This window comes from Pseudomonas sp. GW821-FHT10C09 (genome assembly GCF_059415465.1).
On sequence record NZ_JBWKNG010000003.1, the window covers coordinates 1 to 12,096 of the forward strand.

Consider the following 12,096-nt stretch of genomic DNA (forward strand, 5'->3'; position numbering starts at 1 on the left):
TACGCGCAGCGGTAGTTCAGTCGGTTAGAATACCGGCCTGTCACGCCGGGGGTCGCGGGTTCGAGTCCCGTCCGCTGCGCCATATTCGGTAACCTGGAACGCTGAACGCCAGGTCACCACGGAAAAGCCCGCTAACGCGGGTTTTTTTCTGTCTGTAGATTGTCCGTTGTTCCTGCAGGTTGCATCGTTTCACCGGTTTTTAGATTTATTTGAAAAAATATTCAATTAAATCAACACTTTATAAAAACCTGTGGCATAATGTGCCCCGCAACGAAGGTAAAGGGTGATTAGCTCAGCTGGGAGAGCGTCTGCCTTACAAGCAGAATGTCGGCGGTTCGATCCCGTCATCACCCACCACTTTCAACGCTACGCGCAGCGGTAGTTCAGTCGGTTAGAATACCGGCCTGTCACGCCGGGGGTCGCGGGTTCGAGTCCCGTCCGCTGCGCCATATTCGGTAACCTGGAACGCTGAACGCCAGGTACCACACAGAAAGCCCGCTTAACGCGGGCTTTTTGCTGTCTGGGATTTGGTAATTCCGCGCGGCTGGCGCTGTATATATCTATGTAGTGCCTGGCGGGCACGCTGCTTTCGGACAATAGGCAATCGTTTCCATGACCGTCATGGAGTGCCTACCGAGAAAGCAAGCATGAGTTCCATTCCTTCCGAAGTTGTTGTTTCATCGCCCTTTACCGATGCGGATCCCCGTCCGCCCCTTGCGCTGAATCCGGGTTTTATGACCTGTGATGACGCCGCAGTCTTTTTGCATAAGTCATTCAAAAGCTACCGTGGTACTGAATTCACCGGGTTTATCCTCAAAAACCAGGAGGGGTGGTTTTTTTGTGCCATAGCGGCGACGTCTGCCGATGAAAGTGCGGATGTGCAGAAATCCCCAAATTTCCCGTTAGTCGTAACGAAGAGTTTAGAGGGTGAATGGGGCGTTCCAAGCGGGTATACGCTCGAGGCCCGCGTGTTTTCCCATGTTGGAAAAATCAAAGGCATCGAAGAAAGCCCCGTAGAGTGGGGCCAGCGACAGCTGTTCTTTTCGGTTGCCGACCTGTTTGAAGTGATGACCTGGCGCCGACAATTTTCCAGGGGTTATCTGTCGGTCAGTGATGGCGCACTCATCTCTTACTCCTCAATGGATTCAGAGTTCGAGCAGGAGTTGTCACCGCGGTTTGGACGAAAGCCCAATGGCGACGTTCAAACGTTCGAGAGCCTTTATGAATCAGGTGCAATGCCCAGCAGCATTCTGATTTTGTTGGCGGTGGCAGCAGGTGTAGTGACCACCGTGGTCCCCGGGAGTCTTTGGAGGCAAAGAGGGCACCTAAGAGCGAGCTGGCGCAAGGACATCCTACAGCAGACCCCACCGATAGAGCTGATGCCAGTCTGCGGTCCGGCTCTCGGGAATGCTGGCGAAGTGGCGGGCTATCTTCATATGCAAATGCTGGCACTATCGCCCGCGCAGCAGCATGTCGGCATCGTTCTCAAGCATAAAACACAGAACATCTTTGTCGTTACCGCTTCGGTGCGAAGCGATTACGCCACATTCGACAGGCAGGTACTCTTTCCCAAGGACCTCCATGGAAATTTTCGACTCCCGGCAGAATTTCGTGTTCATGGTTTCTACCATTCGATGAGCCCGATCTCCAATCACCGATTACCCTCTACGCAAGTCGAGAAATATAAAAATTTCTTTTCTATCGAAGACCTGCGAGTCGGCCTGGGGCGGGTAAACGTTGCGCCTCATCATCGCTTGTTTTTTTGTGCACCGGATGGGGCAGTCTTGCGTTTTGCCAGGCCGGATTCGGAAAAGGTGGTGCAGCTGATGGCGCAGCTGGATCCCCAAAGTAATGATTATCAAGACATTGAGCAAAAAATACTGAGCAATAAAATGCCTCCGCAGGTGTTCATCGATCTAGTAGCGGCAGCCGGGAACTTGAGTGTTCTTTACCCCAGCAGTGTCTGGCCGAAGGGGCGGGTGTCATCGTCAATTTCGGGTTAGTGCAGTGATGTCTCATCGTTCCGACTGTGTCGGTAGTCGCTTACGGCTTCATACACCGCTTTGCGAAGTCGATTGATGCCGCCAATCGGCCGATGAGCCTCCAGACCAAACCATGGATTGAACGACAGGTTGTCGCATTGGATATTCAATGCCGGCGTGTCGAAATCTTGCGCGGGTACTTTGATGCGCGCCACGGTCTCGAACGGCGCCGCGTTTTCACTCCATTCGATACTGGTGTCTTCAATGGGCATGTAGTGGCTTGGGTCCTGACGCTGAATCTGCAGGACGAAGCAGGCCGGCACTCGGTCCGTCGACAATTGCTGGTTCAGCGCATTGCGCAGGAAGTTTGGCAACTTCTTGTTCTGCGCGGGCAGGGTGTAGGCCGGGCAGCTATCCGGGTCCGGCATCACACGGAATTTGGCATTGGCTTCACCAAACTTGTAGGGCGAAACCGAAAAGTAAGTCGTCTGCGTCGGACTTTCCGGGGCGGGCGACAAGGTTGCCAAGGCGATAAACAGGTGCCGAACCTGCCAGGTCCGCGGGTCCCAGCCAGGAAAAAACGCCATCAGCTTTTTGCCGTCAGCTTGGGCCGCCACATTCTGACGGTACTCAGCGACATCGCTGACGAAGAAGTTCGGGTGGCTGAACATCACAAAGTCCTGTTCGCCACGAGGCTGTTGATCGGCGAGCAATTGTTTGCCGGGCACATCCTGCAGTTTGATCGCCATGCCTCGGGCATCTCGAATGCTGTCGAACTGTGGATACGCGTTGCCATTGGACAGGCGCATCGTCGCTTGCCAGGTTTTGCCAGGTTCGCTGAATACGCCTTGGCGCAGTTCCGTGGTCAGATCCGGCAGCACTTGAACCTCGGCTTTCACGCAGCCGTGGGCCTTGGCATGCGCATCGCGCAGGTAGCGGGTGCTTTCACGGTGTTGATCGACGATACGCACCGCGGTTTGAATGATGTCCTGAGCCATGGCGGCTTCGCCATCCGGTATCACTTCTTGCGCTGAAACGGGTCCGCTGTGCTGCCAGGCGAACCACGCCATGGCCAGCGCATAACCGAGCACACCAAGGCCGAGCAACCACAGAAGGGTCTTGCCGAGAAAAGCGCCAAAGCGCATCCAGAGTCTGCTCATGGCAATTGCGCCTCCAACGGGCCGCCCAACACCTTCAGGTATTCCAGCAGCGCCCAGCGCTCCTGCGGTTGCAGCAAGCGGCCAATCACGCCGTTGCCGCGCTGGCCGGCACGGAACTCGTGGCCGCTGTTGTGATTGCCGGTGATGCGCGTGTCGAATACGAAGCCATTGGTGAAGGCCTCGGTACGATAACCAAGATGTTGTGGGTCGTACTCGAACGTACCTTTATAAAAGGTCGTTGCGCGTTCATCTTGGGGCGAGAGCAGTTGGTAAATGCTCGGTACCGAACCGTTGTGCAGAAACGGCGCCGTGGCCCAGATGCCTGCCAGTGGCCGTGCCTTATAGGCGCGCAACTCGCGTACGCCAATCGGCAGGCCGAAGCCGTTCATGGCGGGTTGTTCAGCGGCAGGAATGTTCGCGTCAACGTAGGCGCGGTTTCCGACGAAAGCAGTGATGTAGGCCAGACCCTTGGCCGATGATAGGCGGCTCAAGTCCAACGGTTCAGTGGGTGTTGGCTGCAAGTGCACGTCCAGCTGCTTGAGTTCCGCCAGGTCCCATTGCAAGGCGGAGAGGTCGAAGCGATGGTCGGCAATGTTGTTGGCGGCGCCCGGGTCGGTGCCAATGAAATCCACCGGCAGCATTTTCAGGTGTTGCACCCAGCGTCCGTCACTTTCGACAGTGCGTGGCAAATGGCAACCGGCGCAGTTTTCGCCGAACAACTCGCGACCTTTGGCTGCCAACGGCTTGTCGACAGCGCCAAGTAACGCTTCAGGCCAGGCGGGTGGTTTGAGCCGTTGCAGGGTTTCTTCGATCTGGTGCAAGTCGCGTAACCGCACACTCGACGGATAGCGTCCGTCGCCTTTGAGTGGTTGGCCGTTGGCGTCGAAGAAACTCAGTGTGGCGCCCACACCCAGGGATTCGCCAATGTTGCGAGCCATGGGCTGTTGCGCCGAACCGTTCCACTGCACCCAGTCGAACGTCCACATGTCCCACAACTGCGGGTAATCCACCGGGGCGTTGGCCACGCGGTAGTTGTCGGCTGAAATCGCATCGCCGAACGTGGCGTTGGCAATGCGCCCGAAGGCGTCGGTCCGGCCCGGTCCTTCCTCGGTAGGGTAGAGTCCGCGATGGGTATCGTTCCAGGCAACTTTGACGAAGGTAACGAGGGACGCTTTGAAGTCTTCGCGCAATTGTTGGTGCCGGGCGTCGTAGTCCTCGCCCAGCACGTTGCGGGCGAAGCGTTCGAATTTCCACGGGTTGAGGTAAGTCGAGGTCAGACTGGCGACCATCGCTTGTCCGAAACTGCCACCTTTCAACGTAGGCACACTGGAGGGCAGGACATGCTGCGCCGAGCCGCCGTCAATGCGGATCGCCTGACCGTTGAAGCGCAACTCACCGGTGTGGCAAGCGGCGCAGGTGATGTCGAGAAATTCGTCCTGACTGCCGGGGTTTTGGTGTCGGGCAAAACCTACCGGTAAATTCCCCGGGTTGTCTGGCGTGGCTTTCTGCCCGGGATCGATCAGGAAACCAAAGCGGGCGAGATACTCGGGCGAAGCGAATCGTTGCTGCGAGAAGGGCAGTTCGAGGGCGTTGAACCAGTCATAGCGCAAGCCTTTGACCTGGGTTCCCTGAGGCGTGAAGTAATAGGCCTGCCGGTCTTCGGCGCTCCATTGTTCCAGGTAATGCACCTGTTGCGCGGGCGACCAGGTGGGCAGTTTCGGGTTGGCGACGTAATACAGAACCACGGCCAGGCCGAGTCCCGACAGCACAGCCACCAGCATCAGCAGGCGAGATAAGAGGCGCAAGATAAACATCCTTGTCGAGTTGTAGCGCTCTTATGCCTCAGGGGGCGGGGTGCGGCAAGTGGCCATTACGCCAGATGCTGGGGGATACGCGATCAGCTGCTGTAGGTGCCAGATGACAGAAGCTTCATGATGCCAATCCTGAAATGCGTTAAAACACCTGAACTTATCAGAAGTTTCCAGCTCTCATGCCGGTAGCCATTGGTCGTGGCCGCCTGATAAGCTCGCGGCTTTACTCGATTGCCCTTTAGGCGCATGAACAAGGAAATAGCATGAAACAGCATCGGTTGGCGGCGGCGGTAGCCCTGGTTAGCCTGGTACTTGCGGGTTGTGATTCGCAGACCAGTGTAGAGCTGAAAACTCCGGCGCAAAAAGCTTCCTACGGCATTGGCCTGAACATGGGCAAAAGCCTGGCTCAGGAAGGCATGGATGACCTGGATTCCAAAGCCGTAGCCCAGGGCATCGAAGATGCCGTCGGCAAGAAAGAGCAGAAGCTCAAAGACGAGGATCTGGTCGAAGCCTTCGCCGCACTGCAGAAGCGTGCGGAAGAGCGTATGGCCAAGATGAGCGAAGAGTCGGCTGCTGCCGGCAAGAAGTTCCTCGAAGAAAACGCCAAGAAAGCTGGCGTAGTGACCACCGCTTCGGGCTTGCAATACGAAGTGGAAAAGAAAGCCGATGGCCCACAGCCTAAGCCGACCGACGTAGTGACTGTTCACTACACCGGCAAGCTGACCAACGGCACCGTCTTCGACAGCTCCGTCGAGCGCGGCAGCCCGATCGATCTGCCGGTCAGCGGTGTGATTCCGGGTTGGGTCGAAGGCCTGCAACTGATGCACGTGGGTGAGAAGTACAAGCTGTACATCCCTAGCGAACTGGCTTACGGCGCCCAAAGCCCAAGCCCGGCGATTCCAGCCAACTCGGTGCTGGTATTCGACCTGGAACTGCTGGCGATCAAAGATCCAGCCAAAGAAGACGCCGCCAAGTAATCAACGTCTGCTTTGACAACAACGCCTCGCTTATGCGGGGCGTTGTTGCATCCGGGGTTCGGTGCAGGTAAACAAAGCGAACGGTTGCTGTACGCTGGAGTCATAGCCATTGAAGACGCCCGTGCTAGCCGCGCCGGCGCGCCAAGTCAATGAAATCTTGGGTTTTTTTATGTGAGTAAAAAACGCCCGATCTGAGCCGGACCCTTATGAAACGGGGCTTTCAGCGGTGAAAAGCAGCTCTGTTCACAAGGTTATCCACAATTTGTGTGGATAACATTTCAGTGGGAGGAATGATGAAAGCACCCTGGAATTTCGCTCGATTCTTGCCCCTCGCCGGGCGCCTGCTCGCGCGTGGGCGCTTGCCGACGTTGCTGTTCGCCGTTGCCAGCAAAGGTGCCAGCCAAGGCAATCGCCTGGGCAAGGTCAAAGACGATCTGCGCCTGTTGCAGGCGCTGTGCCTGGCCTACTGGCGTGGGGAGTACCGTGCCGTCAGCCCGAAGGCGCTGGTCTCGGTGGTCGCCGGCCTGATGTATTTCCTCAGCCCGGTGGATGCCATCCCGGATTTCATTCCGGTGATCGGCATGCTCGATGACATCGCCGTACTGGCCTGGCTGATGAAAGTCCTCGACGACGAACTCAATGCCTTTCGCGCCTGGCGCAAACGTCAGGTGCCGGAGAAGTTGGCAGTGGTTGAGCGCCTGCCCGATACCCCGGAAAAACTTCAGCTTCAAGGGCCCTCAAAAAAACGCGGCGACTGAGGATCCAATTTATTGATACCCCCGCGCGACCTTGGCCGCTGTTAGGATTACACTTCTAGGGAAAAGCGCCGACTCGCAAAGTGTCGTTGTCCTACGGGGAAGTCATGGATATTCAGATAATCACACGCGAAGGCGAGCCCGAGTATGCAGTTTTACCGTGGGCTCAGTACCAGGCTCTACTGAAAGCAGCAGGCATCAACGAGCAACCGGCGCCAGACGCGCCAGTGCATCGCACGGCAACACCAGACCAGATTCTTCCAGGTCTGGATCAACTACGCAGTTTGCGCGAAGGGAAGGGCATCGCCATCGAGGCGCTCGCCCGCACGGTAGGCATCAGCCCGTCTTATCTGGCCTTGATCGAAAGTGGCGAGCGTCTACCCGACGCTGCGATTCGCCGCAGCCTGGCCTGGGAATTGACGGTGCCAGGGTGGAGGGATGAATCGTGAGCGTACGCATCAGTCGACAACATTGGGACGGGTTGCTGGGTGAACTGGATCAGGCACGTCGTCAGCGCCATCTGCTGACCTATCGAGCGTTGCTGGAGCGTTTGCAATTGCCCACGCCGGCCATGCAAACCCTCACCGCTGCGCTCGAACATCTGGCCGCGCTGGATGCCAGGGCCGAGCAACCGCTGCGCAGCTCGCTGGTGATCAGCCAGGGCGCCAGCCGTCTGCCGCGCACCGGCTTCTTCGAATGTGTCGAGCGACTGGGGCGTTTCTCCGGGCCATCCGACGGTGTCGCCGCCGCGTCCTGGCATGCTTCGGAAGTGGTGCGCGTTTTCGAATACGAATACCCCGAATCGGCCGAGGCCTGAGTGTTTTTAAAACTCAAGGCCCGGGCCGGTTACTGGCTGGCACGCCGGTTGTTTCACTGGCCCTGGTTCGTGCGCCAACCACGAGGCTGGAGCTGGCTCGAAGGCCAGTTCGCCCGCATGGCAAACCTGGGTGATGTCGGCGCTCAAAGCTTCTATGGCCACATTCTGACCTTTCGCGGCGTCGGCCTTGGGGCTCGCGAGGAGGGCGTGCGATTGCTGCGCCTGGCGGCGTTGGCGGGGGATGGCAAGGCGGCGTATCAAGTTGGGGTGATCAGTCTGGCAGGAACACCGAGCAAGGCGCCGGATCCGGCTGAAGCAGCGCGCTGGTGGGGCATGGCCGCGAAGGCCGGGCATCCGTTGGCTGAGCTCAAGCTGAAAGAGTTGGCGGCTCGGGGTGATGGGCAGTAACCCACAGGGGATTTGTGAACGACACAGATCCAATGTGGGAGCGAGCCTGCTCGCGAAGGCGTCCGACAATTCAGCGCTGCCCCTCCAGCAATGCATCCTCTTTCCCAGACACCGCCAGACTATCAATCACATGCACGCTATACCCCTGCACATTCTTCGCATGGTGCTTGGCCTGCGATGCCATCTCCGCCAACTGGCTCGCATCGAGTTGTCCACAGGCCTGTGGATGCAAGTGCACCACGCCGATCGACAATGACAACAACGGAAACTCCTGACGCACACCTTGACGGTTCGGCGCGATAAAGCAGCCGGCTTCCAGGTGTTCGCTGCGGTAGAACCGTCGGCATTGGCTATGGAAATCGTCCAGCAACTGGTTCAAACGTTTGCGCCAGTCTTCCGGGCCGAGCACCAGCAGGAAATCATCGCCGCCGATATGGCCGACGAAGTCGCGGGAAGGGTCGACACGGTCATTCAGGCATTGCGCCAGACAGAGCAGGACTTCATCCCCACGGCCGTAGCCGTAGATGTCGTTGAAGGGTTTGAAGCTGTCGATGTCGACGTAGCAGATGATCGACTCGCGCTCCTGTTGCAGCAAGCGTGTCAGGCATTGCTGGATCGGCACGTTGCCGGGTAGCAGGGTCAATGGGTTGGCGTAGCGGGCCTGCTGGATTTTCAGTTCGGTAATCAGCTTGAGCACATCGATGACCCGACCCAGTCCCAAGTAGCTGCCATTGAGGGTGATGATGAAGTCTTCTTCAATGCGTTGGCGCGCGCGGCTGGTGATCAGGCGGCTGACCTGTTGCAGCGACTGGCTCATTTCCACGGCAAGAAAGTCGTCGTTCATCAAGCGGCTGATCGGTTTGCGGGCGAACAGGTCGGTAGCAAACGGCTTCAGCAGCGCGTCCGACAGCGAATGCCGGTGAACAATGCCACAGGGATGGCCTTGATTGTCGAGCACCGCCAGGGAGTTCAGATTGGCCTGGCGACGGAACGCTTCGAGCACGGTGGCGGTCGGTGTGTCGTGTGCAACGGCCGGTTGGTCGTTGAGCAGGGGGCTGAGGTCGCTGCCTTCGTCATTCAGTGCAACGGCGGTGCTGTCGTGTTTGGGCATCAGGGTGCGAGCATCCCGGGGCGGATGCTCCTGAGGACGGCACAGCAGATAACCCTGGACCAGATCAACGCCCATCTCGGTCAGTACCGCGAGCTCTTCCTGCAATTCAATGCCTTCGGCAATCACCTGCGCTCGTGAGGCTTTGGCAATCTGCAGGATCGAACCAACAAATTCGCGCTTGAGTGCGTCCTGGTGAATGCCGTCGATGAAGTGGCGATCGATCTTCACGTAGTCCGGGCGCAACTCCGACCACAATCGCAAGCTGGAATACCCTGCGCCCAGATCATCCAGCGCAATGGAAAATCCCATCGCCCGATAATGATGCAGCGCGTTTTGCAGCAACTGGAAGTCGTCGGTCGGGGTTTGTTCGGTGAGTTCGATCACCACCTGGCTCGGCGGAATGCCGAAATCCTGCAGCAGTTGCAGGGTGCGACCGGGTTGGTGGGCCGCTTCGAGCAGGGATTCCGGGGAGACGTTGAGGAACAGTTTGCCCGGCAGTTGCTGTTCGTTGAAACGTCGGCAAGCGCTTTCGCGGCAAGCAATTTCCAGCTCGTTCAAGCGACCGGCCTGTCTGGCCACGGAGAACAATGCGACGGGGGAGTGCAACGGGCTGTTTGACGGGCCGCGGGTGAGGGCTTCATAGCCGACAATGCGTCGCTCGGAGAGGGAAATGATCGGCTGGAACAGGCTGTGCAAGCCGCTTTGAGCCAATATGGAACTCAAGGCACTCAGCTGTTCTGTCGTGGTCATGGCAATCTCGGGGCGATAAAAAAGGACTGGGAGCAGCCTCTTGTCAGAGGTGCTCCCAGTCCCTTATTTCACGACAGAATGATGACTGTTTGATGACGCTCCGGGGAGCGTCAGCATTAAATTGCCATCATGTTGCGTGTAACCGCTTAGTGCTTGGCAACCGCGGTGTTGAGTTTGAGGTAGTCCAGCAGGATCCGACCAGTCTCGCTCAGATAAGCGTCGTCTTCTGGCTTGGTCTTGTCCGGTTCGGCCGCGATGGCGTCTTCGTCTTCTTTCTTCAGCTCTTTGAGCGGCTCTTCGCCTTTGGCTTTGCGACGGATGTTTTCCATCACCAGCTGTTTGGCCTCGATGTCGGTGTGCTGCGCCCGACGGTCGGCTTCGTTGAGGCTGACGGTTTTTTCTTCCATCAGTTTTTGCGCCAGGGCCAGTTTGTCGCGGATGAACACGAACTCCGCATCCTTGGCCGAGCGCGCATCGTGCTCGGACTTGAGCTGCGTCAGGTAAGGCTTGAACGGATCTACCGCCGGCTTGATCGCCGCATGGATGGTGTCCCATGGCATGGCTTCAGGCAGGGCGCTCTCGCCGATTTCCTTGGTGTCGATGATCGACGGGTAATCGATGTCCGGCAGTACGCCCTGATGCTGGGTGCTCTGGCCGGAAACCCGGTAGAACTTGGCCAGGGTCAGTTTCAGTTCGCCATGGTTCAGCGGCTGAATGGTCTGCACGGTGCCTTTGCCGAAGGTCTGGCCGCCGATGATCAACGCACGGTGGTAGTCCTGCATGGCGCCGGCAAAAATTTCCGAAGCCGAGGCGGACAGGCGGTTGACCAGCAACGCCATCGGGCCTTTGTAGAACGCGCCCGGGTTTTCATCTTCCAGCACATCAACCCGGCCATCGGCGTTACGCACGAGAACGGTAGGGCCCTTGTCGATGAACAGGCTGGTCAGCTCGGTGGCCTCCTGCAAGGAGCCGCCGCCGTTGTTGCGCAAGTCGATGACCACGCCGTCGACCTTGTCTTTCTGCAACTCGGTCAGCAGTTTCTTGACGTCACGCGTGGTGCTCTTGTAGTCCGGATCACCGGCACGGAACGCCTTGAAGTCGAGGTAGAAGGCCGGGATCTCGATGACGCCGAGCTTGTAGTCCTTGCCATCCTGTTTCAGGTTGAGGACCGACTTCTTCACGGCCTGATCTTCAAGCTTCACCGCTTCGCGGGTAATCGGCACGATCTTGGTGGTCTGGTCGTTCGGCGCATTGCTGGCCGGAATCACTTCCAGGCGCACCACGGTGCCTTTCGGACCGCGGATCAGCTTGACCACTTCGTCCAGGCGCCAGCCGACCACGTCGACCATCTCTTTGTTGCCTTGGGCAACGCCGATGATCTTGTCGGCCGGGGCAACCTGCTTGGTCTTGTCAGCCGGGCCTGCCGGCACCAGACGTACGACTTTCACTTGGTCGTTATCGCTCTGCAACACGGCGCCGATGCCCTCCAGGGACAGGCTCATGTTGATGTCGAAGTTCTCCGCGTTATCTGGCGACAGATAGTTGGTGTGCGGGTCGTAGGACATGGCGAAGGTGTTGATGTACGCCTGGAAGATATCTTCCGCACGGGTCTGGTCCAGGCGCGCCAACTGGTTCTTGTAGCGCTTGGTCAGGGTTTCCTGAATCTGCTTGGAATCCTTGCCCGCAATCTTCTGCCGCAGCACTTCGTCCTTGACGCGTTTGCGCCACAGGTCGTCGAGTTCCGCGGTGGATTTGAGCCAAGGGGCGTCCTTGCGATCGATCAGCAAGGTTTCCTTGGTGGTGAAGTCGATCTTGTCGACGCCTTTGTTCAACTCGGCAAGGGCGAAGTCCAGACGCGCCTTGACGCGGTCCAGGTAGCGCTTGTAGATGGTGAACCCGGCGTTCAGGTCGCCGCTTTTGAGGAAGTCGTCAAACTGGGTTTTCCACTTGTCGAATTCCGCAATGTCGCTGGCCATGAAATAGCTGCGCGACGGGTCCAGCAGCTTGAGGTAGCTGTCGTAGATGATCACGGAGCGCGCGTCATCGAGCGGCGGCTTGCTGTAGTGATGACGCTTGAGCAATTCGACGACGTTCAGACTGGCGATTACTTCGTCACGATCAGGCTGAAGCTTGTCCCAGCTATTGGCTGCAAACGTATTGGTCGATATCGGTAAAAGGCCGATACCGATGAAAAGGGCTAGGGCGGTGCCAGGGAAAAAATGCTTCATGCTGATTCGACGCGGGGACAATTGATCACGCATATTAGGCCGTCTTTGAAGTCGCCGGATCCACGAGGGCCGGTCGCATAATGCAAGAAAGCCCGGC

At 57.9% G+C, this 12,096-nt stretch carries 10 protein-coding genes and 3 tRNA genes; 9 read left to right on the forward strand and 4 right to left on the reverse strand.

The annotated features are described in order from the left end of the window. The first annotated feature begins 5 nt into the window (after positions 1-5). The 4 genes from AC07N8_RS02985 to AC07N8_RS03000 all read left to right on the forward strand — a co-directional run bounded on the left by AC07N8_RS02985 (position 6) and on the right by AC07N8_RS03000 (position 2,003). Positions 6-82, forward strand: a tRNA-Asp gene (locus tag AC07N8_RS02985). A 199-nt stretch (positions 83-281) separates the two neighbouring features. After that, a tRNA-Val gene (locus AC07N8_RS02990) sits at positions 282-357 on the forward strand. Between the two features lie 15 nt (positions 358-372). Next, positions 373-449 (forward strand) — tRNA-Asp (locus AC07N8_RS02995). Positions 450-647: 198 nt separating this feature from the next. Further along, on the forward strand, positions 648-2,003 hold the full coding sequence (locus tag AC07N8_RS03000) for a hypothetical protein (protein ID WP_493142257.1): 1,356 nt from the start codon (positions 648-650) through the stop codon (positions 2,001-2,003). Here the strand turns inward: AC07N8_RS03000 and AC07N8_RS03005 are convergent. Next, positions 2,000-3,142 (reverse strand): catalase family protein, encoded by a 1,143-nt coding sequence (locus tag AC07N8_RS03005; RefSeq protein ID WP_493142256.1) that lies wholly within the window; start codon positions 3,140-3,142, stop codon positions 2,000-2,002. The genes AC07N8_RS03000 and AC07N8_RS03005 overlap by 4 nt on opposite strands. After that, entirely contained in the window at positions 3,139-4,947 is a 1,809-nt protein-coding gene (locus tag AC07N8_RS03010) for a di-heme-cytochrome C peroxidase (RefSeq protein ID WP_493142254.1), read from the reverse strand. Before AC07N8_RS03010 ends, AC07N8_RS03005 begins: the two co-directional genes overlap by 4 nt. Positions 4,948-5,216: 269 nt before the next feature. On the opposite strand from AC07N8_RS03010, the gene bamJ reads away from it, so the two are divergent. The 5 genes from bamJ to AC07N8_RS03035 all read left to right on the forward strand — a co-directional run bounded on the left by bamJ (position 5,217) and on the right by AC07N8_RS03035 (position 7,910). Further along, positions 5,217-5,930 carry a BamJ family beta-barrel-assembly machinery protein gene (gene bamJ / locus AC07N8_RS03015; RefSeq protein ID WP_483843850.1) on the forward strand — a complete coding sequence of 238 codons (714 nt, stop codon included), beginning with the start codon at positions 5,217-5,219 and terminating at the stop codon, positions 5,928-5,930. Between the two features lie 293 nt (positions 5,931-6,223). Next, positions 6,224-6,688: a YkvA family protein gene (locus AC07N8_RS03020; RefSeq protein ID WP_493142252.1), complete on the forward strand. Its 465-nt coding sequence runs from the start codon at positions 6,224-6,226 to the stop codon at positions 6,686-6,688. Positions 6,689-6,792: 104 nt separating this feature from the next. After that, complete coding sequence (locus AC07N8_RS03025) at positions 6,793-7,134, forward strand: helix-turn-helix domain-containing protein (protein ID WP_140667220.1); 342 nt, start codon at positions 6,793-6,795, stop codon at positions 7,132-7,134. After that, the gene (locus AC07N8_RS03030) at positions 7,131-7,502 is read left to right on the forward strand and encodes a hypothetical protein (RefSeq protein ID WP_007898892.1); all 372 of its coding nucleotides are present in this window, start codon (positions 7,131-7,133) and stop codon (positions 7,500-7,502) included. The genes AC07N8_RS03025 and AC07N8_RS03030 overlap by 4 nt, the downstream gene beginning before the upstream one ends. Beyond that, positions 7,503-7,910, forward strand: a complete 408-nt coding sequence (locus AC07N8_RS03035; protein ID WP_483843848.1) for an SEL1-like repeat protein — start codon at positions 7,503-7,505, stop codon at positions 7,908-7,910. Positions 7,911-7,980: 70 nt separating this feature from the next. Here AC07N8_RS03035 and AC07N8_RS03040 read toward each other — a convergent pair whose 3' ends face one another. Next, positions 7,981-9,771 carry a bifunctional diguanylate cyclase/phosphodiesterase gene (locus tag AC07N8_RS03040; RefSeq protein WP_493142250.1) on the reverse strand — a complete coding sequence of 597 codons (1,791 nt, stop codon included), beginning with the start codon at positions 9,769-9,771 and terminating at the stop codon, positions 7,981-7,983. A 146-nt stretch (positions 9,772-9,917) separates the two neighbouring features. Further along, a complete protein-coding gene (locus tag AC07N8_RS03045) occupies positions 9,918-11,999 on the reverse strand; it encodes a carboxy terminal-processing peptidase (RefSeq protein WP_483843855.1) in 2,082 nt (693 codons plus the stop codon). Positions 12,000-12,096: the final 97 nt, after the last annotated feature.

What these genes read in the sequence shown, in the direction of transcription:
- AC07N8_RS03025 (WP_140667220.1), top strand. Translation starts at nt 6,793, where the DNA reads ATGGATATTCAGATAATCACACGCGAAGGCGAGCCCGAGTATGCAGTT.
- bamJ (WP_483843850.1), top strand. Translation starts at nt 5,217, where the DNA reads ATGAAACAGCATCGGTTGGCGGCGGCGGTAGCCCTGGTTAGCCTGGTA.
- AC07N8_RS03005 (WP_493142256.1), bottom strand. Translation starts at nt 3,142, where the DNA reads ATGAGCAGACTCTGGATGCGCTTTGGCGCTTTTCTCGGCAAGACCCTT.
- AC07N8_RS03020 (WP_493142252.1), top strand. Translation starts at nt 6,224, where the DNA reads ATGAAAGCACCCTGGAATTTCGCTCGATTCTTGCCCCTCGCCGGGCGC.
- AC07N8_RS03040 (WP_493142250.1), bottom strand. Translation starts at nt 9,771, where the DNA reads ATGACCACGACAGAACAGCTGAGTGCCTTGAGTTCCATATTGGCTCAA.
- AC07N8_RS03045 (WP_483843855.1), bottom strand. Translation starts at nt 11,999, where the DNA reads ATGAAGCATTTTTTCCCTGGCACCGCCCTAGCCCTTTTCATCGGTATC.
- AC07N8_RS03000 (WP_493142257.1), top strand. Translation starts at nt 648, where the DNA reads ATGAGTTCCATTCCTTCCGAAGTTGTTGTTTCATCGCCCTTTACCGAT.